The organism is Edaphobacter sp. FHG110511_03 (assembly GCF_059115365.1).
In genome coordinates, this window is record NZ_JBZYWL010000002.1 from 211,759 (window position 1) to 237,451 (window position 25,693).

General features: G+C 58.1%; 19 protein-coding genes. 8 read left to right on the forward strand and 11 right to left on the reverse strand.

Annotated features, from left to right (window positions below):
• Nucleotides 1-18: 18 nt before the first annotated feature.
• From AC5S26_RS10325 to AC5S26_RS10340, 4 genes are all read right to left on the reverse strand, one after another.
• Nucleotides 19-642 carry a response regulator gene (locus tag AC5S26_RS10325; protein WP_494184810.1) on the reverse strand — a complete coding sequence of 208 codons (624 nt, stop codon included), beginning with the start codon at nt 640-642 and terminating at the stop codon, nt 19-21.
• The gene (locus AC5S26_RS10330; RefSeq protein ID WP_494184811.1) at nt 639-1,712 is read right to left on the reverse strand and encodes an ATP-binding protein; all 1,074 of its coding nucleotides are present in this window, start codon (nt 1,710-1,712) and stop codon (nt 639-641) included. The genes AC5S26_RS10325 and AC5S26_RS10330 overlap by 4 nt, the downstream gene beginning before the upstream one ends.
• A gap of 280 nt (nt 1,713-1,992) precedes the next feature.
• The gene (locus AC5S26_RS10335; RefSeq protein ID WP_494184812.1) at nt 1,993-3,333 is read right to left on the reverse strand and encodes an MFS transporter; all 1,341 of its coding nucleotides are present in this window, start codon (nt 3,331-3,333) and stop codon (nt 1,993-1,995) included.
• A 220-nt stretch (nt 3,334-3,553) separates the two neighbouring features.
• Nucleotides 3,554-4,714: a lactonase family protein gene (locus AC5S26_RS10340; RefSeq protein WP_494184813.1), complete on the reverse strand. Its 1,161-nt coding sequence runs from the start codon at nt 4,712-4,714 to the stop codon at nt 3,554-3,556.
• 510 nt (nt 4,715-5,224) lie between these two features.
• Between AC5S26_RS10340 and AC5S26_RS10345 the strand changes: the two genes are divergently transcribed.
• The 3 genes from AC5S26_RS10345 (at nt 5,225) to AC5S26_RS10355 (ending at nt 11,183) form a co-directional block, all read left to right on the forward strand.
• The gene (locus AC5S26_RS10345) at nt 5,225-9,214 is read left to right on the forward strand and encodes a carboxypeptidase-like regulatory domain-containing protein (RefSeq protein WP_494184814.1); all 3,990 of its coding nucleotides are present in this window, start codon (nt 5,225-5,227) and stop codon (nt 9,212-9,214) included.
• A 97-nt stretch (nt 9,215-9,311) separates the two neighbouring features.
• Entirely contained in the window at nt 9,312-10,610 is a 1,299-nt protein-coding gene (locus AC5S26_RS10350) for an oligogalacturonate lyase family protein (RefSeq protein ID WP_494184815.1), read from the forward strand.
• Nucleotides 10,611-10,853: 243 nt separating this feature from the next.
• Nucleotides 10,854-11,183: an Hpt domain-containing protein gene (locus AC5S26_RS10355; RefSeq protein WP_494184816.1), complete on the forward strand. Its 330-nt coding sequence runs from the start codon at nt 10,854-10,856 to the stop codon at nt 11,181-11,183.
• On the opposite strand, the gene AC5S26_RS10360 is transcribed toward AC5S26_RS10355, so the two are convergent.
• The gene (locus tag AC5S26_RS10360; RefSeq protein ID WP_494184817.1) at nt 11,180-13,123 is read right to left on the reverse strand and encodes a glycoside hydrolase family 88 protein; all 1,944 of its coding nucleotides are present in this window, start codon (nt 13,121-13,123) and stop codon (nt 11,180-11,182) included. The genes AC5S26_RS10355 and AC5S26_RS10360 overlap by 4 nt on opposite strands.
• A gap of 112 nt (nt 13,124-13,235) precedes the next feature.
• Entirely contained in the window at nt 13,236-15,794 is a 2,559-nt protein-coding gene (locus tag AC5S26_RS10365) for a DNRLRE domain-containing protein (RefSeq protein ID WP_494184818.1), read from the reverse strand.
• A gap of 342 nt (nt 15,795-16,136) precedes the next feature.
• Here AC5S26_RS10365 and pgm point away from each other — a divergent pair, with 342 nt between their 5' ends.
• Nucleotides 16,137-17,783 (forward strand): phosphoglucomutase (alpha-D-glucose-1,6-bisphosphate-dependent), encoded by a 1,647-nt coding sequence (gene pgm, locus AC5S26_RS10370; RefSeq protein WP_494184819.1) that lies wholly within the window; start codon nt 16,137-16,139, stop codon nt 17,781-17,783.
• A 69-nt stretch (nt 17,784-17,852) separates the two neighbouring features.
• Here pgm and rpsD read toward each other — a convergent pair whose 3' ends face one another.
• The 4 genes from rpsD to AC5S26_RS10390 form a co-directional block, all read right to left on the reverse strand.
• Nucleotides 17,853-18,476, reverse strand: coding sequence for a 30S ribosomal protein S4 (gene rpsD, locus AC5S26_RS10375; protein ID WP_494184820.1), 624 nt, complete (start codon nt 18,474-18,476; stop codon nt 17,853-17,855).
• Between the two features lie 189 nt (nt 18,477-18,665).
• Nucleotides 18,666-19,055 (reverse strand): DUF1634 domain-containing protein, encoded by a 390-nt coding sequence (locus tag AC5S26_RS10380; protein WP_494184821.1) that lies wholly within the window; start codon nt 19,053-19,055, stop codon nt 18,666-18,668.
• A 2-nt stretch (nt 19,056-19,057) separates the two neighbouring features.
• A complete protein-coding gene (locus AC5S26_RS10385) occupies nt 19,058-19,894 on the reverse strand; it encodes a sulfite exporter TauE/SafE family protein (protein WP_494184822.1) in 837 nt (278 codons plus the stop codon).
• Nucleotides 19,895-19,935: 41 nt separating this feature from the next.
• Nucleotides 19,936-20,442, reverse strand: coding sequence for a cupin domain-containing protein (locus AC5S26_RS10390; RefSeq protein ID WP_494184823.1), 507 nt, complete (start codon nt 20,440-20,442; stop codon nt 19,936-19,938).
• 68 nt (nt 20,443-20,510) lie between these two features.
• Here AC5S26_RS10390 and AC5S26_RS10395 point away from each other — a divergent pair, with 68 nt between their 5' ends.
• From AC5S26_RS10395 to AC5S26_RS10410, 4 genes are all read left to right on the forward strand, one after another.
• On the forward strand, nt 20,511-21,818 hold the full coding sequence (locus AC5S26_RS10395) for an NCS2 family permease (protein ID WP_494184824.1): 1,308 nt from the start codon (nt 20,511-20,513) through the stop codon (nt 21,816-21,818).
• Between the two features lie 583 nt (nt 21,819-22,401).
• Nucleotides 22,402-23,388 carry a hypothetical protein gene (locus tag AC5S26_RS10400; protein ID WP_494184825.1) on the forward strand — a complete coding sequence of 329 codons (987 nt, stop codon included), beginning with the start codon at nt 22,402-22,404 and terminating at the stop codon, nt 23,386-23,388.
• Nucleotides 23,381-23,989, forward strand: a complete 609-nt coding sequence (locus AC5S26_RS10405; protein WP_494184826.1) for a chromate transporter — start codon at nt 23,381-23,383, stop codon at nt 23,987-23,989. Before AC5S26_RS10400 ends, AC5S26_RS10405 begins: the two co-directional genes overlap by 8 nt.
• Entirely contained in the window at nt 23,986-24,513 is a 528-nt protein-coding gene (locus tag AC5S26_RS10410) for a chromate transporter (RefSeq protein ID WP_494184827.1), read from the forward strand. Before AC5S26_RS10405 ends, AC5S26_RS10410 begins: the two co-directional genes overlap by 4 nt.
• Before the next feature lie 86 nt (nt 24,514-24,599).
• Here AC5S26_RS10410 and AC5S26_RS10415 read toward each other — a convergent pair whose 3' ends face one another.
• Nucleotides 24,600-25,691, reverse strand: a complete 1,092-nt coding sequence (locus tag AC5S26_RS10415; RefSeq protein WP_494184828.1) for a DsbA family protein — start codon at nt 25,689-25,691, stop codon at nt 24,600-24,602.
• Between the last annotated feature and the right edge of the window lie 2 nt (nt 25,692-25,693).

A 25,693-nucleotide genomic window follows, 5' to 3' on the forward strand; every position in this document is an offset into this window, starting at 1 on the left:
TCCTGTTGCAGATCAGAATTAATCCAGATGAATCAGGCCGCGCTGCAAGGCATAGATGGTCGCCTGCGTGCGGTCACGGGCTCCCATCTTGTCGAGTACGGAGCTGACGTGGATCCTTACCGTCTTCTCGGCGATACGAAGCTCTTCAGCGATCTCGCGATTGCTGCGGCCCTGGGTGATGCAGGCAAGCACCTCCGATTCTCTGGGGGTAAGCTCAACCGATGGCATGCGTTCCGCCAGGCGATCCAAGGCGACGTGCGGGAGATAGCGTAGTCCCCGATCCACATTCTGGATAGCGTTCAACAGTTCTTCCCCGCTGGCATCCTTGGTGAGATAGGCCATCGCTCCGCTTCGGACCGCGCGATAGATATCTTCGCTTCCCCTGTAGTTGGAGAGCACGACGATGCGAGCGGTGGGAAACTCCTTGCGCAATTGGATGATGACCTCAAAACCGCTGACGCGTGGCAGACGAAGATCGAGTACAACGACATCAGGCCGGTGTTGGCGGTACATCACGATTCCCGCTTCTCCATCGCTGGCTTCCCCGATGATTCGGATCTGCGAATGGCCAGAGAGGACAGAATGAAGGGCCATGCGAGCGAGGAAATGGTCCTCAATGAGAAGAACGCGTATCTGTTTCATATGCCGATCCACCGTATAACGTGATGTTCCTGATTGATAGGAAGCTGCATTGCGTTGAAAGGAACCCTGACACTTACCTCGGTGCCGCTGCCGACCATGGTCTGCAGGCGAAATGTACCTCCGAGTTTGCGAGTGCGTTCTTCCATGACAGGAATACCAAAGTGTCCGTGCCGCGAGGCAGATTGACCAGTGGACTGGAAACCGCGGCCATTGTCATGAATCGACAGGCTGAGAGCATCAGCCTCATACTTCAGATGAACGGTGATATCGGTCGGGTTGGCGTGGCGAATCGCGTTCGTTATCGCCTCCTGGCCGATGCAGACGAGATGATGCACGCATCCGGGTGGCAGCGGCAACTCGTCTCCTTCCACGTCGAGCACGGTCGCGATCGACTCGCGCAGATGGTTCGCTGAAAGCGTCCTCGCGAGCGCCTGGGAGAGGACGTTGGTCATCTCATCGCTGTCGCGCAGATCCCAGATGATGCGCCGTGCTTCTGCCTGGCAGTGAGAAACCATACTGCGAGCAAGCTCACAGGACTTTGCCGCAGGAGTGGAAGCAAGATCCCCATCGTGAAAGAGCTTTGCCGTCGCCTCAAGCTGCCATGAGATCGCAGCAAAGCCCGCCATCAGCGTGTCATGGCATTCCCTGGCGATCCGGTTACGCTCTTCAAGAACGATGCCAATGTGTCCCTTGATCATCTGCACGCGTCGGCGATAAAGATACGCAGGAAGCACAATAGCTAACAACAGCAATGCCAGATAGAAATACCAGGTCTGGTAGATCTCGGTGTGCTCGCCTACAGAGAGGGCTACAGTGTGGGAGAGCCACTCGTCGCTTCCGTCTTTACGCTCCTGCACTTCAAAGCGATACCGACCAGGGGTTAGCTGGCTGTAATGTGCTGCGCGAGATCGGGTATTTCTCCATTCTGAATCGTACCCGACTAAGCGGTATCGCACTTCGCTTTGTGTCGACTCATCCGTATTGTCCTGGCCGAAGAGGATGATGATGTCGCGCTGGCCTCCCTCAACCTTGATATGAGGAAGTTCAGAGGAGCCAGCGGAAGCTGACATCCATGAGGGAATGTCACTAAGCGGATCGGAGGAAGTTTTTGCTGCGAGATAGGTTGGGTGAGAGCTGGGGGACGCTTGTGGTTCTTTCTGAGCGATGGCACTACAACAAGAGAGCAGAAGAGATAGGCCCAGACAGCCCCTCAGAGCGCGCGAACATGAAAGCCGCGAGGAAGCAGGATGCTTCGCCGTTGACTTTATGCGTGCTTTTACGGGATGGAAGCGGTTTAACACAAGTCGTGTTATTACAGCATCACAGCACCATCATAACCGCAACAAAAGCTTATGCGGAGGTTAGATCTTCGTCGAGCGGATGCTCCGGATGGACCGTCATCCAGCAGATGGCCCCGATAACCGCCAGTACGGCAGAAAACGAGAACGAGGTCGTCCAGCCATAACGCTGCGCGATCCAGGGCGTGAGAGAGGCGGTCACGGCACCGCCGATCTGACCTCCCATGTTCACCATGCTCGAGAACACGCCCGAGCTGCGACCCGCAATATCCACGGAGACCGACCAGAAGGAACTCTGCGACAGGTACAGGGCACCGGCCCCTGCGGCCAGAACGACTCCGGCGAGCCGTGGATTATGAATCTGCGAGCCCAACACAAGGCATATCGCCGTAAGAATCAATGCCACAGCGGCCAGGCCGCAACGGCCAACCCGCAGTCCATACTTCCCTGTCAGTCGATCGCTCAGCGCTCCTCCGACCAGGCAACACACCGTCATCGACAGGAAGGGAAACATCGCAAACTGGGCGCTCGATTTCAGATCGAAGCCGCGAACCTGCGCCATGTATAAAAAAAACCAGCTGAAGAAGATCCAGGCGACATATCCAAAGCTGAAATACCCGAGCATCAAGGCAGGAAGGTCACGGCGGTGGAAGATTGCTCGCCAGGAGATGGGTGTTTCGGAAGATGAGGCTTCTGTTGAGGATGAGGCAGGCGCAGCTGTCACTCCGAACGATAGGCCGTCGCGAATCTCTTTCAACTCTTTTGGGGTCATCCCGGGATGCTCTTCCGGGGTATCCCGGGCCAGCAGCCACCAAACCGCTCCTACAGCAAATCCGACCAGTGCGCTGAACCAGAATGCTGCCCGCCAGCCATGATGGGTAATCAACCAGGTAAGCATTGGAGGCGTAAGCCCGCTGCCGGCCCCTACACCCGCGAAGATGAGGCCGTTGATAAACCCTCTCTCCTGCAGGGGAACCCAACGAGCCACAAATTGATTCGCCGCCGGATAGATCACGCTTTCGCCAGCGCCCAACGCAAAGCGAATCCCGATCAAAAGCGCTACCGCATAACGAACGTTGCTCGGAAGTATCGCAGTCATAACAGTCGCGACCCCCCAGGACATGACTCCAATGGTCAGAACGCGCCGCGGCCCGAAACGTGCCGATAACCACCCCGCCGGAAGCTGAAACCCTGCATATCCGATCAGAAACGCGCTAAAGATCCAGCCCAGACGCTGATTCCCCAGGCCATATTCCGTGCTGATTTGGAGACCCGCGATCGAGATGTTTGTCCGATCAAGGAAAGCGACCCCACTCAACACAAACAGCCAGAAGGCCAAAAAATACCGAACTCGCATCCGACGTCCCAACGTCCCCTCACTCCCCACGGCCATTCGGCTCCCCGTTCCAGCCAACCCGTTACAGGTGGAAACAAATACATGGCTGAACCACGAAGACCTTCAGCAAAAGGCACCCCTGGGACAAACCGAGACCAAACCTGTATGTCTGACTGGAGTTGCCATTACTATACAAAATTCCATAGAGAATCGGCCCTATTTAATTGAAAAGGGAGGGATAAAGCACTTACTTGCCAACACCGGGTGGCGGCGGAAGCTAAATAAAGATCAGACACATCGGTTTTGCTAGGGGAAAGTCTTTCCCGACGCCTGACAGTCGACCCGTGCTTTTGTCTCTTGCAAACACGGAGATATTGTTCGAATCCTGATTGGCGACCAGCAGCCAGCCATCCGTAGGATCAAGCGCAAGATGACGCGGCCTCTGCCCTCCGCAGGAGGACTTTTCCATGAATGTCAGCCTGCCGCTCTCCGGAGAGACGGTAAACGTAGCCATGAAATCATCCAGACGGCTGGTTACATAAGCAAAGCGGGCACGCTTATCAAAGACAATATCTCCGGGCGCCGCTTTGCCCTGATAACCGTCAGGCACAAGAGAGATGTCCTGCAGCGTTTTAAGTGTGCCCCTGCCGCTGTCCCATTCAAGAACATTGACCGTCGGCTTCAGCTCGTTGACGCAGTAGACCCATCTTCCGTTGGGATGAAAATGAAGCGCCCTCGGACCATATCCGGTCGTTGCCCTCCAGAGCGGCGGATCGTGCGGCGTGAGCTTTGCAGTCGCTGCATCCAGACGATAGACATGGATCACATCGAGGCCCAGATCGTTCACCAGCAGAAATCGGTTGTCTGGCGAGACCGTGACGCGATGAGCATGGGGCTTCCGTTCATGCTGTTCTGCATCGGCGGCGTATTGGAAAAAAGAGACAGGTTCGCTGAGCTGTCCGGCGCCATCCACTCGAAAAGATACGACGCTGCCGCCGCCATAGTTCGCAGCGAAGACACAGCGTCCGGTGTGGTCCACCGTGATATGGGTAGGACCGCCTCCCATCGTGGTCACTCGATTCACCAGCGCCAGCTGAGCGCTTTTTTTGTTCAGCGTAAAACTCGACACAAATCCCGTCGGCTTCCCTTCGAACTGCCGGGTCTCATTGACCGAATAGAGAAATTTTTCGCCGGGAGACAGCGCTAGAAAAGTGGGGCTCTCCGACTCGATGGCAAGGGCTATCTGCTTCAACTCACCCGTCGCAGGATTGAAGTCGTACGCATAGATGCCCTGACTGGTGCTCTGCTCCCCGGTCTGAGTACCTACCAGCAATAACCTGCCCCTGGCAGATCCCTTCGCAAATGCAGACCATGGGTGTGCCGCGAGGGCAAAGGCGGAAGAACTCTGTACAAAATTACGTCGGGAAATCTTTGGCATCTTTCTCTTTCTTCTCGCTGGACGTTGCCAGAAGTTACGTAGGTAAAGCGGTGAACTGATTGGGACATTCAGGTGAATCTTACCTTCGGGCAGATCGTTATTCGAGTCGACCAGAAATAGAGCCGTGACAGGGGAGCGTCTGATTGGACTTCCACAGGCAAAGGCCCACCCTTTTTGCAGGGCTTATGGCCTACGGACGGTTCCGCGTGTGAAGCGAGCAGCCTGGAAATTGGTTAGGCCAGAACACAGCGACACGATGCTTCGTCCGGCGGACATTTCCTTGCAAGCAATGGCCGTGTCATCCAAGTGAGATGAGGTCTGTTCCTTTCAAACATTCCATGGAATGGAGTTGCGGCCGGATCGCACACTGTCTCGCTCTATGGAATCAATCTTCAATTGATCCGTCCACTTTTTACTATTGGAGAATATTTTCCTATTGACACTCGTCTTTTACACCCCATAGAGTTCTTTCCGGAAACAATTCCTGCGATACCGGCTTTTGGAGGATCCATGCGACACCCGATGAGCGCTCTCAAGAAGCGCGAAACGATGCCTCAACATCTCAACGACAGAAGAATCCGAAGATTCTTTGTCTTTCTCCTCGCGCTTGTTGCTCTCACCTCATGGAATCTGCAAGCCCAGACCGGCGGTGAAGCTGGGATCCAGGGCACGGTAACCGACGCTGAAGGAGCTGCCATTCCCAATGCGACCGTGACCGTTACGAATGATGCGACGGGAGTTGCTCTCACGCGTCAGACCACGGGCGATGGCCTCTATACCGTGTCACCGATTCTTCCGGGCAGCTACACGGTGCGGGTCAAGATGTCAGGGTTCAGTGACTACGTTCAGAAGAATCTCACGGCAAACGCCCTGGTGATGACCGCTCTCAATATCTCGATGAAGGTTGGAGCCGCGGACACGACTGTGGAAGTAACGGATGCTCCGCCGCAGCTGGTAACCACCAATGCCACGATCGGACTCACGATCGAGAACACGACGTACGCGAACCTTCCTCTCGCGATGAACGGCTCGCAGCGTGACCCCACCTACGTCGCGCAGCTTTCACCCGGCGCGACCGCAGGCGCACGTCTTCCGATCATCGGCGGCACCGGCAACTATCTCGGCCAGCTTTATCTCGACGGCCTCCCGGCACAGACTGTCAGCCAGCAGGGCGACAACCGCCTCGTATCGCAGGCCGTCACTGTCGATGCCATCGACCAGATTCAGGTCGTCACCAGCACACCTCCCGTGGAGTACGCCGGCGCAGGCGCTTCGAACTTCACCATGAAGTCCGGTGGTCTCGGTTATCACGGCTCGGTGAAGGACTTCATCCGCAACACCTCACTTGACGCGTGGCCCTTCAGCGGCAAAACCCTCAACGCCGCTGGCCAGCTCGCCTCGGCCAAGCCTGTCGATCATCAGAACGAGCTCTCCGTGACGGCCGGCGGCCATGTTCCCGGAACCAAGCGAGTCTTCTTCTTCTTCGCCTACGACCGCTATCACAACCGAACGCAGAAGCCCCCGACTTCTTTCACGATTCCCAGTGTGCTTGAGAGAAACGGCGACTTCACCGAATTGAATGGCGGAGCAGGGAGCGGCGGCCAGACTGGAACGGATCCAAAAACGAATCCGGCATTTCTCTACGATCCCACTTCTACCACCTGCAGCAACGGCAACTGCACCCGCAGGCCCTTCCAGGCCATGAAAAATGGCGTGCTTACCAACAACGTTATCCCGGATAGCTACATCTCTCAGATCGCCAAGGCGCAGCAGCAGTTCCTGCCCGATCCGACGAATCCCGCCACGCTGACCAACAACTACACGGCGGCGTTGGCGCAAGGCTTCGACAACCAGGTCTTCAACTACCGCGTCGACTTCCAGATGACCCCGAACCATCGCATCTCCACAGTAGGCGCGTTGGGTTCCGTGAAATACCTCAACAACTACAGCCTGCCCTATCTGCCGCAGCCCTACACTGGCGGCGACCTGGCCAGCATCTTCCCCAAGGTGTTCGATGTTCAGGACGCCTACACCATCAGCAACACCATGGTGAACCAGCTGAAGTTTGGCTTTGTTCGTTTCTTCCAGAACATCGAGAGCTCGACCCAGAACGATCCCACCTACCAGATCGGCGGCCTCGGGATCACCAATCTTCCCGCAGGTCAGGCTGGCCAGAACTTCCCTGCCTCCACCTTCGCGGCCACCGGTCTATTCGGCAATGCGATCCAGACCTGGCAGGCAGCAGCAGGCACGAATCCTTCTAGTGCGACCGCGACCCAACAGACGACGCCGAACAACTATGCTCTCGTCGACAACCTGCAGTGGGTGAAGGGCTCCCACACTCTGACCTTTGGAATCTCCATCCAGTGGCAGCAGATCAATAACGCCAACCCTGCTACCTATACGGGACTTCTCTTGTTGCCCTATAACGCGAACTCTACGGCAAATTTTGAAGACAAGAACGGAAATCCGGGCGGAGCATCTCTGAGTCCCAACACGAGCGGTTATGCCTATGCGAGTTTCCTGCTCGGCGCAGTAGGCGGTGTCACCGTGAATGGCGCTCCTCCTTCGTTAGGGTTGCAGCCTGTAAGCGAGGTCGGAGGCCGTTATCGCCCGATCGCTCCTTACGTGGGTGACACCTGGAAGGTGAACTCTAAATTGACCGTCGATGCCGGCCTGCGCTGGGACTACCTTCCGCCGTATCACGAGGTGAAGGATCGCTGGAGCTTCCTGAACCCGAACCTCACCAATCCTGCCACCGGAACGCCGGGAGCGATTCAGTTCGCGGGCAACTATGGCGGTGTGGGTGCAAGCTGCAACTGCCGCACACCGGTACAGACCTACTGGAAGAACTGGGGTCCACGCGTCGGCGTGACCTTTGCTCCGGATGATAAGACCGTCTTCCGCGCCGGAATCGGCCGTGTCTTTTCCCAGGGTGGCGGCGTAGGTGGTCGCGGCGGCGCCTTTGGCGGCACCGGTCAACTCGGCTTCAATACCACAGCGACCGGGCCCGCAGAAGTAACCAGCGGCGCAGGAGCAGGCCCCTCGTTCTACCTGAACAACAGCCCCTACTTCCAGTCCATCGGCCTCGCGAACACCTCGCTCTTTGGCCCTGGCTATGCCTATCCTGCGCCGCCTACACCCGGGATCGCGACGCAGATGCTGAACGCGGGCAACTATGTCGGCAGCAACGGTAAGGCGGTGACAGCAGCCGGAGTCTCTTACGCCGATCCTTACTTCTCCAGCCGTGCTCCAGACTTCATGTTTTACAACGTGGGCATGCAACGCGCACTTACGAACAATATGACGCTGGGAATCAACTACGTCGGCAACCAGAGCCATCACCTGATCAACTCCACGAATACCGGCCAGGGATCGGCTCGCGGTTACTGGTCCAATCAGCTCAATCCCATCTACCTCGCCGGCCTGGGCAACCAGGTAGGCACCAGCCTCAGTGGCGGCTCTGTTCCGCTGCTGCAGGCTCCTGCAACTTCAGCAAACGTCAACAAAGCCCTGGCAGCAATGCCCGGCATCAAAATTCCTGACTACTTTCAGGCAGCGGCAGCGGCAGGCTCCGGATCCGCAACCATCGCACAAGGCCTCACCGCATTCCCTCAGTACAGCGGTGTAACCGATACCTGGGGCAACGTCGGCAACTTCAGCTATAACTCTCTCCAGGTCACCGTGGAGCAACGTCTGTCGCGCGGCCTGACTTTCCAGGTCAATTACACCTGGTCCCGCAACATTGGTGATGATGGAACCTTCCGCAGCGGTTTCGATATTCCCTCTGCAGCTATTTCAGGGGGAGGCCAGAGCTACAAGCAGAACCGCATCGATCGGTCGCAGACCGTCGTCAACAGTCCGCACATCATCAATGGATTCGGTGTGTGGAGTCTGCCGTTCGGTAAGGACCATATCGGCGGAAGCAACATGATCACCCGTGCGCTGGCAAGCGGTTGGCAGCTCTCCGGCATCTACACCTACCAGTCAGGCACCCCGGTCGCCATCACCTACGGTGGCTGCAACACTCCCGGACAGGGCCAGTGCATGCCTGATCTCAATCCAAACTTCGCCGGCAATGCGCGCATCAACGGCGGATACGGTACGGGCCCTGGCGGACGCTCCGCCTGCAACCTTGGCCAGGGCATCGGCTGCAAGGCTATCTCCTACTTCGACACCAACGGATTCAAGGCTCCGTCCACAATCTCGCCCTCCAACGTTACTGCCATCAACCTGATCGGCAATGCACCGCGCACCGGAGCCCTGCACCTTACAAACCCCGGCGCTCAGAATATCGATACTGCGCTCAAGCGGTCTTTTGCGCTACCACGCGAAGGAATGGCCTTCGCAGTTGAGGTTGACTGCTTCAACACCCTGAATCACACCATCTTTGGTAGCCCAAACGCCGTCTGGGGATCATCGGCGTTCGGCACCATCTCCTCCGTAAAGAGCAATACGAATCCGCGTGCATTCGAGCTTGCGGGACACTTCACCTTCTAAACTCTGCCCGATGGGAAGCTATCCCATCGGGCATCTTCTTTTCAGTTGCGTCGTACGCGAAAGGATTTTCATGTCGTTCTCGCTGTCGAGAAATGTCTTGTTCACAGCTTCACTTGCCACTCTGCTCTGCCCTGTTGCGATTGCACAGGCCCGTCCGGACACTCGCACCCCGGACAAGATGCCGACGCAGGATGAGATCAAGAATCCTCCCAAGACATGGATCGACAAGGACACCGGCCATCGCATCACCCGTCTGACCGATGAACCCGGCTCCGCGAGCTTCTACTTCAACGTCAACGGCTACACGCCTGACGGTACCGAAATGGTTTACACAACTCCTGACGGCATCAACGTGCTGAACCTCAAAACACACGCCACGCGAAATGTTGTGAAAGGCAAAGTCCGTACGATGGAGGTCGGGCATAAAACGCCGACCATCTTCTACATCAAGACGGACGAAGACGCGATCTACAAGACGAATCTGGACACGCGTGAGACGAAGATGCTGGCGAAGGTTCCTCCTCGTGGCCGCGTCATCACGGTGAACGCCGACGAGACCCTAGCAGCCGGAACCTACGACGAAGTTGACAAGCCCAACGAGCAGTTCGGAGCCAACGGCGGCAAGCAGGCCGCGCCCGGCAGCAACCAGACCAGCCCGCTCGAACAGGCGGCGAACAAGGGCGAGATGATGGAGAGAAGGCTTGCGGCACGAATTCCGCTGGTGCTCTTCACCATCGATCTGACCGGCAACGGAAAGATCACTCCCCTGCTCCACAGCACCGACTGGGTGAATCACCTACTCTTCTCACCCACCGATCCAACGTTGCTGATGTACTGCCACGAAGGCCCATGGCAGAAGGTCGATCGCATCTGGACGATCCGTACGGATGGCACGCAGAACCAGTTGATGCATCAGCGCACTATGCCGGGCGAGATTGCCGGCCACGAGTTCTGGGGCAAGGACGGCGAGACGCTCTGGTATGACCTGCAAACTCCCAAGGGCGAAGACTTCTGGCTCGCCTCACTCAACGTGAAGACAAAGGACCGGCTGTGGTATCACCTTCAGCGCGACGAGTGGTCGATTCACTTCAACGTGAACAAGGGCGCAACCCTTTTCACCGGGGACGGTGGAGACTCACGCCAGGTGGCGAAGGCGAAGAATGGGGAGTGGATTTACCTGTTCCACCCGGAGATCCTGAAGACCAATGGCCTTACGAACAAGGATTGGCCAACGCCAGGCGTGTTTCATGCTGAGCGACTGGTCAACATGTCGAAGCACAACTACACGCTCGAGCCGAACGTAAGCTTTACTCCCGATAGCAAGATGGTGATCTTCCGTTCGAATATGTTCGGACCAACCTACGTCTTCGGCGTAGACGTGGAAAAGGCGCAATAAGTACCTTTACGCAACACGAAGCCAGCGGCGACTCCATGGACGCAGTAACAGTACTCTGTCCCATGGAGTCGTCGCTGGCCTCGGCTGACTCTTCCCATTCTGCGCCACCGTTTGCCACTTTAGCGAAAAGGTTTACGGACGGTCCCGCTGTCACCAGTACACTACTGGTGGAGATGTGATATACGTCTGTGAGTTGAAGACTGCGCTGCAACCACGCACGATTCGCGTTCATGGCGAAACTTCATGAATCAAAGCACCCATTCCGATCCTGAGATTCACGCGCTTCTCGAAGACCTGTGGGAGCGACATCTTCCAGCGACTCGCGAACGTCTGGACCTTCTGGAGAACGCCGTTCGGATGGCATTTGCAGGTCAGCTCAACGCGACGAACCGAGCCGAGGCCCAGTCCGTCGCGCACAAGCTCTCCGGCAATCTCGGAATGTTTGGGCACAAAGAGGCAGGCCTGATCGCCAGCGAGATCGAATATATCCTCAAGACGCTGACGCCGGATGCGGTAGCCGAACTGGGCGAAAATATGCAGAGGCTTCGCCATTCGCTGAAAACATACCTCTAACGCATCTTCGCCTGTCGGACTGCCCATCCTGCAAGATCAACCGCTGCATCGTATCCGTCGAACTCCAGCGGAAGCTTATTTCGCCGGTCAACGTATTCGTTGTAAATCCATGGATCCACAACCGCGAAGACAGTTCCCTTCCCAACTTTCGAAACGGCCATCAGGACATCGCCCTTGTCCGTAAGGATGGACTTGGCAGGAGCTGAGATCGTAATGGTCGAGATCTCTTTCAGGTAGGCCTGGTGCGGATACTCGAAGACACCGGTTCCCTTCGGAACCATGATCGTTCCTTGCGGCCAGTTATTGTTGTCGACTGTATTGCGCAGCACGGCGTTGAAGTGAAGCCCAAAGCGCTCCGTCAATGTGTTGAAGTGGTCAAACTCGGAGTTCGTCTTATCGTTCTGCATCACGATCAGAATGCCGCCCGCTTTGACCCAGGCTTCGATCGCGTCTCCGCTGGCTTTATCCATGTAGTGCGGGTTCGGATTCTTTGCCGGGATATCGGGCGAGGCCATTACAAAGATCTGCGCCTTGCGCAGGTCTTCCAAGGTGGGGGCTGTTTTCAGGGTCGCGAGCTTGACGCCATATCGCTGAAACGCGCGGCCGAAGAAGGCAAAGCCGGGGTTGGCATCGTCGTCCCACTTGTAGTGGAACAGCTCCGTCTGGCCAGCGGCATTCTTTCTGGTCTGCGAGTTGAACCAGGCATCCACCATCACAGTTTTGCCCTGCCCGAGCGCCTCTGTCTCAGCCTGAGCCAGCTCCGAGCCCGCAAGCAGAAAAGCGCCTACTCCCTTGGCATCGTTCACTCGCGTCTTCTCGCCGATGTAATAGTCGAAGGTTCCCGAACGATAGGGAGAGCCTCCGAGTCCGCCAACTTTGACGGTACCTTTCAGCGAGGTCATGCCGTCGGGCCCGGCTTCGACAAATGTCGCCTGGATCGCCTTCCAGCCTCGGCGGGCCGCAGCCTCATCCGTCTGCGGGAGATAACCCATGCGTACACCCTTTGCCAGCGAATAGACAAACATGCAGCTCGCTGAGGCTTCGGTAAAGTTACCCTTCTGCGATCCCTTGTCGAGCACCTGCCACCACATGCCCGACTTCTTGTCCTGGTAAGCCACGATCGCCTTTGCCGTGCGATTTAGCGCGCGAACTAGCTCAGGCCGATCCGGATGATCCGCGGGAAACCAGTCCAGCACATCGACCAGGGCCATCGCATACCATCCCATCGCGCGGCCCCACGCCTCCGGGGAGAGGCCCGTCTTCGGATCTGCCCACTTCATCTGCTTCGACTCATCCCATCCATGCAGTAGCAACCCGGTTCGCGCATCGCGCATGTGCTGGTCCATCAACAGCAGCTGCTTGGCGATGTCGGTGAAGTCGTCAGGCTGCTGAAAGGTAGCAGCATACTCGGCGCGAAACGGCTCGGCCATGTAGGCTCCATCCAGCCACATCTGGTTGGGATAGATCTGCTTGTGCCAGTAGCCTCCACTGGCCGTCCTGGGCTGCAGGGCCAGCTGATCGTGAATATACTTTGCGGCCTTGTAGTACTTCGGCTGCTGGGTTACGCGATAAACCAGGAGAACGGACCTCCCCAGCTCGATCTCATCCAGGCTGTGCGCGCTGGCGTGATAACTGTCGATGCTTCCGTCGTCCTTTACATATTTGTCGACCGCAGCTTTGATATAGCGAAACTCGTCCCCATTGCCGGTCGTATGCCACTGCGCGGCGATGCCGTCCAGCAGAACTCCTTCTTCGTAGCCCCAGTTGTTCGGGCGATTTTCCGTTGCCACAGAACCCTTCGGCCATTGCTTCATGATCGACTCGGCCATCTTTGCGGATGCCTCATCGATCTTCAGTGCGCCTTCGGCCCTCGCGCCGACTCCCCACATTGCCTGAACCGCAACAACACCTCCGAGAGCCGCAGCACGAACCAACCTCATCCTTCTCTACCTCGCGATACACCAGAAATTTAGTAAGACAAACAGCATACCTGCTCAGAGCTTTGTTCTGCGACAAGGCCGATCCAGATCGAGCACACAATAGGTTCGCCTACTAATTGCAGGCAACCGCAGTCCACACTCCTGCCGCTTTTCCATTCGCGCTTGCAATCTGGAGATCGACGAAGCTTCCTGCCGGAACATTCACGCTTCCCGTCGATGTGCAACTTGAGCCGGTTGATACCGAACACGATAGTTCCGTATCTGCCATCGCTGTCGGCGAACCGAGCCGCATCGTTACCTTGATGGTATTGGCCTGTTGCGAATACACCGCCAGCGTCGTCGCCGTGCACCCAAGAGGGACCCATGTCAGAACAGTCTCGTTCTCCGCCACATTCGCGTTTGGGTTGCTGACTGAATAGAAGTTCGTGTTGAACGAGACAGAATGGTACATCGAGCCGAAGGAACTCCAGCCATTTCCCGAACCACCTCCACCGCCCGTCCCCGCAGCTCCTTGCGGGATGGAGAAGTTGAACACCGCTGCCGCGGCATTGCCGGAGTTCGTCACCGTGGCCGGGGTTCCCGGCGCCGTTGTCGTCACCGTGCCGATGCTCACCGTAGCAGCCATTCCCGCTGGGCCGGTAGCTCCGGCAGAACCTTCCTGGGCCAGCAACGCCCAGGCTGAAGGGACAGTATCGGGCCGCGCCCCCAGGCTCGTCTGCAAAGCAAGATAGGTGCTGCCGTCGAAAGACACCGCGTCATTGGCCAGATAACCGGTTTCACTCGACCAGGCGCCTTTGAAGCTCACACCCGTTGGCCCCTGCGGTCCCTGAGCTCCCGCAGGACCGGGAGCCCCGGTGATGCCCTGCAGGCCTTGCGGACCCACCGAACCAGTCGCTCCGGTTGCACCGGGAGCTCCGGCCGGCCCTGCAGGCCCCTGCAATCCGATAGGACCTTGCGGACCAACGGGACCAGTCGCGCCGGTAAGTCCGGGAGATCCCATCGCGCCTGGAGAGCCCGAAAGGCCTTGTGCCCCTTGCGGTCCAGCTGGACCCTGGGTTCCAGCCGCGAACTTTCCCCATACCGCTGGAGACTGATCGGGAACATTACCGAGATTGCTGCTCACGAGCGAGACATACCCGGCGCCGTCATAGCTCACGCCATCCCCCACAACATAGTTCGTCGAAGGAGAGAAGACCCCGCGAAAGCTCATCCCGACAGCGCCCGCTGGCCCTTGAAACCCTTGCGGTCCCGCAGGTCCGATAGCCCCCATTGCGCCAGAAGGCCCCGCGGGACCTTGCAACCCGATAGGCCCTTGTGTTCCTGTAGCACCAACAGGCCCCTGGCTTCCTGCCGCGAACTTCCCCCACATCGCAGGAGACTCATCGGGAGCATTCCCGAGATTGCCGCTTACAAGCGAGACATACCCGGCGCCGTCATAGCTCACGCCATCCCCTGCAGCATAGTTCGTCGATGCGGAGAATGTTCCGCGAAAGGTCATCCCCACAGGACCTGCCGCTCCTTGAGAACCTTGCGGTCCAGCAGGACCGGTCGCGCCTGTGGCTCCGGGAGGCCCCGCAAGGCCCTGTAGTCCGATAGGTCCCTGTGGACCTGTCGCACCGGTCATTCCAGTTGAGCCCTGAGGGCCAGTTGCTCCCTGAGCACCGGGCAATCCCTGCATTCCTGCTACTCCCGGAGGTCCAACCGGCCCCATAACTCCGGACGAACCCTGCACTCCAGCTGGCCCTTGTGGACCCGCCCCGCCCTCGGCAGCAAGCACCTGCCACCAGGGCGCGCCGGACTCGGGCGCGATTCCGTAATTCCCATCTGCCAGGGAGATAAAGCTGGTGCCTCCCGAAAGCACAACGTCACCCCGAGCATAGGCTGTCGTCGGCGTATATGGTCCCCGATAAACCAGGCCCGGCGATCCTGCAGGCCCCTGCGGTCCCGTCAATCCATCCGATCCCGGCTCTCCTTTAGGGCCTTGTAAACCCGTGGCACCAATCGGTCCTGCCGGACCTTGAACTCCCTGGACTCCCGCAGGACCCGCAATCCCCTGTGGGCCGATTGGCCCAGGTACGCCTTGCACTCCCACGGCGCCCGAATCGCCCTTCGGTCCCATCGGCCCTTGCGAGACCAGCACTACATCCAGCGCTGGTGCATGCCCGGTCAGATCGTTCTCCTTGCTGTCGAATTGCACCGCCGCGACATCCGAGGCCAAGGCAATCCCATTGTTGCTGGAAGGGGTCGTAATCCAACCCTGCACCAGCGCCGTAACATCAATGGAAAGAAAAACTCCTTCGCGGCTGACGGTGAAGTTCTGTGAAGCTGTGGCGATTGCCGGAAGGCTTGCAAAGGTGACGCTGTATTCCCCCCACGCGGAGTTGACTGCCTGTAAAGTTACTGGACCCGGTGTATCGGCGCGATTGCAGTACAAGCGAAGCACCGCACGCGAGATCTGCGCCGCCGTCGTTCCCGAAGGCAGGCTTCCGAGGTCGAACTGTACCAGCGTCGTGTAGCCTGCGCCGACATTCAGATTTGAGATGGCTCCGCTATTTGCGTCCGGCCTTGCTGAATTTACATGAGTATCGCTTACCAGGGTTGCCCCAACCGCCAGGGCCCGAGTTGCCGTCGCTACCAGAATTACTGCCAGCCCCACCCACCGAGGGAACATCCGCGTGCAATACTCCTTGAGATCCCAAAAGCCGGAGCCTCCCGTTGGTTGGCCCGCCGAACGGAAGACTCGACTTATCCTGCGCAACGAGAGAACTCTGCGATACACGTTGCCGCATGTTCATGGACGACCATGCGTCTCTCTATCTGAGAACAGAGACTGGGAGTAAGTTCAGTTTTAGGCAATGACTGTCCAAAATACAACTGGCAGAGCCTACAACTTCTGTAGCATCATCGATATCCGTGCACCATCTTCGTCACGAGAATGGTTTTCCTCAAGCTGCCTGCATCTCATAGAGAAGACGGATAAAAGTTAACGTAAGAAAGAGGATATCCATCACCTATGCGTTCCAATGAGACCAATCAGCCCGGCCATCTTCCCTCCCTCGACTCCCTGGTCGACACTCCACGTCTCATCACCGCTTACTATGCTCTTCACCCCGACCCTGCGATTCCCGCGCAGCGTGTCGCCTTTGGGACCTCCGGACATCGCGGATCGTCCTTTGCCGCTTCCTTCAACGACGATCACATCGCCGCGATCAGCCAGGCTATCGTGGAATATCGCACCGGCGAGCGTACATTGGGTCCGCTCTTCCTCGCCCGCGACACCCACGCTCTCTCCGAGCCTGCATTCACCACCGCTCTCGAGGTACTTGCAGCCAACGATGTCGAAGTGATGATCGATGAACATCTCGGCTACACGCCCACGCCGGTGCTCTCGCATGCCATCCTGACCCGCAACGCGAATCTGAAGCTGCATCGCGCCGACGGAATCGTGATTACGCCCTCGCACAATCCTCCTGAAGATGGAGGCTTCAAGTACAACCCTCCCAACGGAGGACCGGCAGACACCGCCGCCACCAAGTGGATTGAGAATCGCGCCAACGAGATCATCGCCGGCGGCCTGAAGGATGTAAAACGCATCTCCTACGCCCGCGCCCTCGCCGCCGACAAGACCTACCGGCACGACTACATCACCGCCTACGTCAACGATCTCTCCAATGTCATCGACTTCGACGTGCTTCGTGGAACCGCTCTGAAGCTTGCCGTCGATCCCCTGGGCGGGGCCGGGGTTCACTACTGGCCGCGGATCGCAGAGAAGTATGGCCTTCCGATCGAGATTCTCAACACACATGTCGATCCAACCTTCCGCTTCATGACGCTGGACTGGGACGGGCGCATCCGCATGGACTGCTCCAGCCCTTACGCGATGGCCAGCATGATCGCCAACAAGGACAAATACGACGTCGCCTGGGCCTGCGACACCGACCACGATCGTCATGGCGTCGTGACCCGTTCTGCCGGGCTGCTCAATCCCAATCACTATCTGGCCGTGATGATCCAGTACCTGTTCACCAACCGTCCTGAATGGGGCGAAACAACTGCCATCGGCAAGACACTGGTCTCCTCCAGCATCATCGATAGGGTTGCGAAGGGCCTTAGCCGTCCCCTGCTCGAGGTCCCTGTCGGCTTCAAATGGTTCGTCGACGGTCTTATCGACGGCTCGCTTGGCTTCGGTGGCGAAGAGTCGGCGGGAGCCAGCTTCCTCCGCCGCAACGGCAAGGTCTGGACCACCGATAAGGACGGATTCATCCCCGGCCTGCTCTCCGCCGAGATGACAGCGCGCATTGGACGCGATCCCGGCGAACTCTATCGCGAGCTGACTGCGAAGTATGGCGATCCTGTCTACCAGCGCATCGATGCCGCGGCGAGCAAGGAACAAAAGGCCAAGCTCGGGAAGCTCTCGCCCTCGCAGGTCAAGGCAAAGGAGCTTGCAGGAGAACCGATCACCGCGATCCTCACCGAAGCTCCGGGAAACCACGCCCCAATTGGAGGCTTGAAGGTCACCACGGAGAATGGCTGGTTCGCAGCTCGCCCCTCCGGCACCGAAGACGTCTATAAAATCTACGCGGAGAGCTTCAAAGGCGCCGATCATCTCAAGCAGATTCAGAGTGAGGCTCAGGCATTGGTCAACGCCGCAATCGCCTAGCAAATTACGATCCCTTAAGTAGCGATGGGCTGCCGATCTGGCAGCCCATTTTTCTTTTAATCTCTCGCGTCAGACGCCTCGTTTGGCGTAATACTCGGCGACCTGGGTCTTGTTGAACTCGAAGGGGATGTGCTCCGGACCGGGAACCGAGAGAACCTTGCCGAACTCCTTCGCCTCCTCGGCTTCGAATTGCAGATAGGACGGCAGCCCAAGCCGCGGACTCTGGCGGGATGCTTGAATCGCTGCGATCACAAGAGCCTTCTCTGCCAGGTGCACCCGCTCTCCGACGCGCAGGACCATCGAACCGATGGTCTGACGACGGCCATCGACCAGGATGTGTCCGTGGGAGACGAGCTGCCGCGCCGCCGCAATGCTGCGTGCGAATCCCAAACGAAAGACGATGTTGTCGAGCCGGCGCTCCAGCAACCCGATCAGGCTGTCGATCCAGTTCGACGGACTTGCGCTTCTGGCCTTGCGGACGAAGCGGCGTAGCTGCTCTTCGCGAATGCCGTAGTGGAAGAGGAGCTTCTGCTTCTCCTTCAGCTGCACGGCATACTCTGAAGGCTTCGACCGGCGCGATTTCCCGTGCTGCCCCGGCGGATAGTTGCGCTTCTCAAGGGCTCCCGGCTTTCCAAGGCCGGGCAACTCCACACCCAGCGAACGCTGGATCTTGAACTTTCTACGTTGACTCATTGCAGTCGTCTCCTAGGCCGCGGAGTATCCTGCACCCCCGCGTTCCCGATCTCCGATTACCGTGGCGCTTCGCCAAAAGACTCCACGGCAATCTGTCTCATTTTGATTACGGACCTATTTAGTCCTAAATCTAGATTCAACATTACATGGATTTGCGGCGGCAAATCAAGTGCAGAAAAGCTGCTTTCTTCAATGCAACAGGAGACTGCACGTCAGAGTCGCCAGGACGATCGCCGTAATCGCAACGTAGATTCCGTCGTGCTCCATCGCAAAGCCGACGATCGACAGCGCAACCCGAATGATCGGCGTCAGCAGAAGACAGATGATGCCAATCTGAGCGATCGCAAGACCTCGGTTCTCTTTGTCCTCAATCTGCGGAAGAAGTGCCTGCCGAGCCGTTCGCAGAGGAGAAGCATAAAGGGACTGGCTTCCGGCGAAGACCTGAAACGTCACAGGATCGTGGCGATGCGAATGAAGAAAGATGGTTCCGCCAAAGACTCCGATCAACACCGCGACGAGAACGCCGCTGCGAAGCGTCAGGCCGATCATGCGCTGGAGCTGCTTGTCCTGGATGTCCATGCTTACAGTCTCCCTCTCAGCCCTTCGATGATCATCTGAATTGCAATCACGGCGACGATTACAGCGAACATGCGTCTCAGAAACGGAACCGGCAGCCGTGGAAGCAGGCGCGCTCCGACCATCGATCCTCCGAGGACGCCGAGCATGACCGGCAGCGCGATAACTGGATGAATGTATCCGCGCTTAAGGTAAATGGCCGCGCTGGCAACTCCGGTCACGCCGATCATGAAGCTGCTGGTCGCGGTGGAGACCTTGAAGGGGATTCCCATGATGCGGTCCATTGCGATGACTTTCAGCGCTCCCGAGCCGATGCCGAGAAGGCCGGAGAGCAAGCCCGCCACGTACATCAGGCTGAATCCGGCTCCGGGATGCGAGACAGAGTATGGAATTGTCTCCGTGCGCGACCGGTAGATGCCATTCAGTTTCAATCGGTCCGCGAAAGGAGTTCCACCGGCGGCGACGACGACCTCGCGCCGCATCTGGCTGGTCTGCCAGGCGGAGTGGAGAAGGACGAGACCGAAGATGACGGCGAGCACCGTGGTTGGGATCTTGCTGGCGAGAAGAGCTCCGCAGATCGCGCCAACCGTCGTGGCGAGCTCAAGGAACATTCCGATTCGAATATTCGAGAGTCCGTCCCTGACGTAGGCCGCCGCCGCACCCGAGGAGGTAGCGATGACGGATACGAGGCTTGCGCCGATCGCATAGCGGATGTCCACGCCAAGGAGCAGCGTAAGAGCGGGGGTGACGATGACTCCGCCGCCGAGGCCGGTCAGAGAGCCCACCAGACCGGCGGTGATCGAGATGAAGAAGACGATGAGCGTGAACTCGTAAGCGGGCATCCGCCTCCATTTTTATCCCGATCAGTCTCTCATCCCTTGCATCAGGAATGCGTAAGCGCGACGATCTTCTCTTCGAAGGCAGGCCAATTCGCGGTGAGCTCTGCACGTTTCCCGGTGTCGTAATCTTCGTATTCGAAGCCCGGGCTGACAGTGCATCCAAGCAGAGCCCAGCTTCCGCCCTCGATGAGGCGCGCGCCTTGCCAGACTTCCCTTTTCACGACGACCTGAGGTGTATGACCTGCGGCCAGGTCATTGCCGATCACGATTGTCCGCCCGTCGCCATCGGGAGAGAGCTGCAGCATCTCGATCGGATCGCCGGCGTAGAAGTGGAAGACTTCATCGGAACGGAGACGGTGCATCTCGCTGAAGGTCTCGGGCTCAAGCAGGTAATAGATTGCGGTGGACGTTCGGCGCGTGCCTGGATAACGTGCGTCGGAGAAGGCAGACGGAGAGATGACTTCGTCGGCGGCATAGGTCTGGATGAACCAGCCACCTTCTCGAGGATGGGGCGTGAGCCCGAGGAGGCGTTTTACTTCATCTGCCGTCAAGATCTTTTTCCCTCACGTATTCTGAAACTGGGTCCGTCCCATTTTATTCACCGGCAGACGAGAGGTGCATGCGCTCACGACTTGAACATTACTTCGGCTTCGCGACGCGCGGCACCGACTGGCGCACGGAGATCCTGGCAGGGTTCACCACCTTCATTACGATGGCGTACATCATCTTCGTCAATCCCGCGATTCTTCACGAGACCGGGATGCCCATCGCGGCGGTGACCGCCGCCACCTGCCTATGCGCCGCCTTTGGCAGCCTGCTGATGGGAGCGCTTGCCAACTATCCGCTGGCCCTGGCCCCGGGGATGGGCTTGAATGCCTACTTCACCTATACGGTCGTCAAGGCGATGCACGTTCCGTGGCAGACGGCCCTGGGGGCGGTCTTTCTCTCGGGTGTGATCTTTCTTGTGCTCACCTTTACAGGAATCCGGCAGCTGCTGGTGAGCGCGATCCCGCATCAGCTTCATGCCGCGGTGGCGGGCGGAATCGGCCTGTTTATCGCCTTCATCGGATTTCGCAACGCTGGCATCATCGTTCCGAACGCGGCCACTACGGTTGCGCTTGGCAATCTGCACACCCCCTCGACGGCGCTGGCGCTCTTCGGTCTGGTGTTGATTGCAACGATGCAGGTGCTGCGGGTGCGAGCAGCGATGCTGATTGGTGTGCTGGGAACGATGGCAGCCGGGCTCGCCTTCGGGCAAGTCCACTGGACGCCGGTTCCCTACAGCCTCGCTTCGCTGGGCGAGACGGCCTTCCGGCTCGATGTTCCCGGAGCGCTCCGGATCGGCGCGGCGGAGATCGTCTTCGTCTTCCTCTTTGTCGACCTGTTCGACAACATCGGGACGCTGGTCGCGGTCTCGGACCGCGCCGGGCTGATGACTCCGGACCACCGGATTCCCAGGCTAAACCGGATCTTCTTCGCGGATGCGACCGCTACCATCGTCGGCTCACTGACCGGAACCAGCACGGTCACCAGCTATATCGAGTCCTCGGCGGGCGTAGCCGCGGGGGGACGAACGGGGGTGACCGCGATTGTGACCGGGCTTCTGTTTCTGGTCTCGCTGTTCATCGCTCCATTGGTGGGTGCGATTCCCAGCTTCGCCACCGCTCCGGCGCTGATCCTGGTGGGCGGCCTGATGGTCACGGGCCTCGGACAGATTGAGTGGACCGAGCCGGCAATTGCGATTCCGGCATTCCTGACGGTGACGACGATCCCACTGACCTGGTCGATCGCCGATGGGCTGAGCTTCGGACTCACCAGCTATGCGGCGCTTGAGATCCTGACCGGGCGGGCCAAGCGGTCAAGCTGGATGCTCTATGTCCTGGCCATCCTGTTCCTGATGCGGTTCTTCTTCCTGCATCGCGGGTGACCACCCCCTGCTACCAATTGCGTCAAAATCCTCAATCCATTGAACTTAGCCCCGGACTTGTGTCGCAAAGTATCCCTTATCAAGGAGCTTAAAGGCAAGCATTGATAAAGAAGGACTTGAAGATAAAGGCCTGAAGATTGGGAGTCCTTTGGGCTTGGAAGAACTACCGTGTCTTCCGTCCTTATTTTACCGGAGCAGCAGAAACTCATCGGCATCAATATCTTGCTTATTTTGTTTGCCTTATGAAGCTGCAAGCTTGACAGATTCGAGGGTTAGGCGCGCGCTAGCGCTAGAACGCGCGAGCCTACAGAAGTGCAGGTGACACCTGGATCGTAGGGGACGCTTTGAGGCCTGGACGTCACTGAGTGACAGGGCAATCCTAGTCAGTCGCCATCGAATCGCAGCCACCGTGCGCGGCTCCGATTTCGGGAGACCTCTACCCGCAAAATCCTAAATCGCTAACTTGCTCACTGCCCCACTGGCGGATCTGACAGTAGCCAAGTCGACAAAATGGGGATTAGTGTTACACGCACAATTAACCGCACTGCGTCTGCAAAAAGAAGAGAGCTTGGAGAAAACTTATATGGCGAAAGGCAAAGAAAACCAAAAGCAAAAGCCAAAGGGGAAGAACGGCAAGAAGGCGAAAGCCAGCAAAACTGCCGTCGGCGTCCAGCCAACTCAGTCCGCCGCCATCGAGATGGCGAGATATGCGGATGGAGCGCCCCTCGACCGGGTGCAATATCTCGAAGCCAAACTCATCTTGAAACCCGACCGCTTCAATTCGGTCCAGAGCTTCCGCGACTTCGGCAAGATCGTGCAGAGTACGGCGAAGAAGGTTGGTGTGGGCTTCATTGAAGACCGTGAGACTGGCTTAAGACCAGAAGTTCGCGAGATCATTTTTGGCGACACTCCCGACTTCCGCCTTTACAACAACGCGTTCATCCTGCGCAGGCGGATCTCCTATGTGGATGGCTTTCCCGTAGGCGATCCCGAAATCGTCTTCAAATTCCGTCACCCCGATGAGCAGCAAGCGACGGCTATGGATGTGCGGCCCAAGATCGCAGGAAAATACCGGATCAAGTTCAAAGCCGAGGCCCTCCCTCTAAAGGATCAGGTCGGCGGATATCGCATCCTCTATTCGCACAATTGCCAATTCGGATTGAGCCAGATGCACGACACAGACAAGACCGCGATGGCCACTCTCGTGAAAGTGTTTCCGGCGCTGGCCTCCCTCAAGAAATCCGACGGGGAAAAGATAAGCCTGGTGAACGAAGGCATTGTAGAAGAGGTGCTGCTTCCCCTTGGTCAACTCGACTTCGGCAAGGGCGTGGTCGCCAAGTGCGACATCGGGTTATGGCGCACCCGCGGCGAGCATAAGTCTCTGGTGGGAGAGTTCGCATTTCAGGTCAAGTTCGATCGCAAAGAGGATGTAGCCGAAAAGCAGAAGAAGCTGGTCGCGCAGTTCTACATCACGCTGCAACAGGACGTACAGGATTGGCTTGCGCTCGGCGTTACCAAAACCGGCATGGTTTATCCCCTCAAGGGGAACGAGCCCCAATGCCATGAGTGACGCCGCTCTCAATCCCTCTTTCGAATCCGTGCCCGCCGCTGCTCCGGTAGCTCAAGCCTCCATTGGCCAGATTTTCGTCGAGTTCCTGATCATCGGAGCCACCAGCTTCGGCGGTGTGGTGCCTTACCTTCGCGGCAGCCTCGTTACGAAACGCGGATGGATCGATGACAAGGAATTCGTCGAGATGCTCTCCATCAGCCAGAGTCTTCCCGGCTTGAACGCGACCAATATGGCCATTCTGGTAGGGGAAAAGTTGCGCGGCGCGCTCGGCGCCATAGCCGCGATCCTTGGCATCTGCCTGCCGGGTGCTGTGCTCATGTACATCGTGGGCATCTTCTACCATACCCACGGTGATCACGTCTGGGCCACGGCCGCGCTGAAAGGAGTGGCCGCTGCAGCAGTCGGCCTGATCCTGTCGACGGTTGTAAGCATGAGCAAGAAGTCGCTCTCCTGCAAATTTGACTTTGTCTTTATGGCGTTGACCGTGATTGCCGTCAACCGCCTGAACCTGGGAGTTCCACGTACGCTCGTAGTGGTCGGCCTCCTCGCAATCCTCTTCCATCGGCCAAGAAAACAGCAGAAGGAGAGTAGAACCCAATGAACCAGACTCCAGCTCTCATTCGCGTTTTTGCGTACCTTTCGATCCTCACGGTTGGCGGCGGAATGGCCGCGTTTCCTGAGTTGAAAAACCTGACTGTCGATGTCCACAAGTGGCTTAACTTCCCGCAGTTGATCCACCTCTACAGCGTGGGGCAGATGGCTCCCGGCCCCAACATGATGATGATCGTGGCCATCGGACAGTGGGCGGGTGGATTTCTCGGCGCTCTGATCGTTTTGCTCGCCTTCTTCGGGCCGACTGCGCTGCTTGCGTTCGTTGTCGCTCGTGGATGGAAGAAGCTGGAAAAGTGGTCGTGGCGGACTTCGATTCAAAAAGGCCTCGCGCCCGTCTCCATCGGTCTTTTGCTGGCTGGCTGTTTCACCATGGCAAAGGGCGCAATCTTCGGAGTCGAAACCGCTGCGATTGCCGTCGGCGTCCTTCTTATCCTGCTGCAGTACAAGATCAACCCTGCCCTACTAGTGCTTGCCGGAGCCGTGCTCGGAGTATTCTCGTTTATGCCCAAATGACGGCGGTTTTTGAGTAATTGGATAACTTCTTAAAGTGAAAGCCGTCCGAAATCCTATGCAGATTCCGGACGGCAGCTGGGATCAGATTATTTGTTCAGGCTGGGCGCAGTCAGGCGCGGTGGAGCAGAGAAAGCTGCCCCGGTGCTGACGCCGTCCTGTGACGCCTGATACGAGATGATGGTCTTCAGGGTCTCGTAGGGCAGGTTCGCGGTGAGAGGGATGAGGCGGCCATTGATGGCCAGCATCGGAGTCTGATCGATGCCGATGTCCTGAGCGAGCTTGGCGGAAGCCTCGACGGCTTTCTTGGTGTCGTCGGTGGCGGCGCAGGTGTCGATGGCTGCGGGATCGAGACCGGCCTTGGTGACGGCATCCTTCAGAGTCTGATCACCAGTGGCGGGAGTGAGGGCGGCCTGCTTCTCAAAGACATCGGCGGCGAAGGGAAAGAAGGCTTCGTTCTTCTGCTTCTGGATGCAGTAGCCGTAGGCAGCCGCCTTGAAGGCGAAGGGATGGATCTCGGAGAGGGGAAAGCTCTGAAAGACGACGCGCGCGTTCGGGAAGTCCTGGACGAGGCGGTCCATGGTGGGCTGGGCTTCTTTGCAGTGTGGGCATTGAAGGTCAGCGAATTCGACCAGCAGCAGGTCCTTCCCCGCGGCTCCGCGGTAGGCTCCGTCCGCATGATCCTGAAGGGTCTTGCGGGTGTCTGCGTACGGAGTGGCTCCGAAGGGGATGATGCCCGAGGCGTCCGCGAGGGCATGCTTGCCATCGGGCATGACGAAGAAGGCGGCGGAGGCGACCTTGGCGTTGGGCTTTTTATCGGTGACGAAGACGACGACTTTGCTGACGCCTGGAGCCTGGGTGGTCTGGATGGCCTCGACACGCCAGATGCGGTCGGGATCGTAGCCCCAGAGAGCCTTGAGGAAGGCATCCACGGTTGCGACCGTCGGGGTGTTCGCGGTAAAGAACTTGGGATTGATCGGCGGGAAGGGGTCGGGGCGGCTGGAGGGATCGAGCGACTGCAACTGCAGCGGCTGGCGAGGAGCTGGGCCAGCCTGCGAAGGACTGGCTGGCGTTGCCGGCTTGGGTTGCTGCTGCGCCGGAGCGGGCGCCTGGGCGAGAGTGACTACGCCGAGAAACGGCGCCAATGCGATCGACAGGATGTAAGCTCTCTTCAAAATCAAAA

What these genes read in the sequence shown, in the direction of transcription:
- AC5S26_RS10395 (WP_494184824.1), top strand. Translation starts at nt 20,511, where the DNA reads ATGCGCTCACGACTTGAACATTACTTCGGCTTCGCGACGCGCGGCACC.
- AC5S26_RS10355 (WP_494184816.1), top strand. Translation starts at nt 10,854, where the DNA reads ATGAATCAAAGCACCCATTCCGATCCTGAGATTCACGCGCTTCTCGAA.
- AC5S26_RS10380 (WP_494184821.1), bottom strand. Translation starts at nt 19,055, where the DNA reads ATGGACATCCAGGACAAGCAGCTCCAGCGCATGATCGGCCTGACGCTT.
- AC5S26_RS10400 (WP_494184825.1), top strand. Translation starts at nt 22,402, where the DNA reads ATGGCGAAAGGCAAAGAAAACCAAAAGCAAAAGCCAAAGGGGAAGAAC.
- AC5S26_RS10335 (WP_494184812.1), bottom strand. Translation starts at nt 3,333, where the DNA reads ATGGCCGTGGGGAGTGAGGGGACGTTGGGACGTCGGATGCGAGTTCGG.
- AC5S26_RS10405 (WP_494184826.1), top strand. Translation starts at nt 23,381, where the DNA reads ATGAGTGACGCCGCTCTCAATCCCTCTTTCGAATCCGTGCCCGCCGCT.
- AC5S26_RS10340 (WP_494184813.1), bottom strand. Translation starts at nt 4,714, where the DNA reads ATGCCAAAGATTTCCCGACGTAATTTTGTACAGAGTTCTTCCGCCTTT.
- AC5S26_RS10365 (WP_494184818.1), bottom strand. Translation starts at nt 15,794, where the DNA reads ATGTTCCCTCGGTGGGTGGGGCTGGCAGTAATTCTGGTAGCGACGGCA.
- rpsD (WP_494184820.1), bottom strand. Translation starts at nt 18,476, where the DNA reads ATGAGTCAACGTAGAAAGTTCAAGATCCAGCGTTCGCTGGGTGTGGAG.
- pgm (WP_494184819.1), top strand. Translation starts at nt 16,137, where the DNA reads ATGCGTTCCAATGAGACCAATCAGCCCGGCCATCTTCCCTCCCTCGAC.
- AC5S26_RS10410 (WP_494184827.1), top strand. Translation starts at nt 23,986, where the DNA reads ATGAACCAGACTCCAGCTCTCATTCGCGTTTTTGCGTACCTTTCGATC.
- AC5S26_RS10325 (WP_494184810.1), bottom strand. Translation starts at nt 642, where the DNA reads ATGAAACAGATACGCGTTCTTCTCATTGAGGACCATTTCCTCGCTCGC.
- AC5S26_RS10345 (WP_494184814.1), top strand. Translation starts at nt 5,225, where the DNA reads ATGCGACACCCGATGAGCGCTCTCAAGAAGCGCGAAACGATGCCTCAA.
- AC5S26_RS10330 (WP_494184811.1), bottom strand. Translation starts at nt 1,712, where the DNA reads ATGTCAGCTTCCGCTGGCTCCTCTGAACTTCCTCATATCAAGGTTGAG.
- AC5S26_RS10385 (WP_494184822.1), bottom strand. Translation starts at nt 19,894, where the DNA reads ATGCCCGCTTACGAGTTCACGCTCATCGTCTTCTTCATCTCGATCACC.
- AC5S26_RS10360 (WP_494184817.1), bottom strand. Translation starts at nt 13,123, where the DNA reads ATGAGGTTGGTTCGTGCTGCGGCTCTCGGAGGTGTTGTTGCGGTTCAG.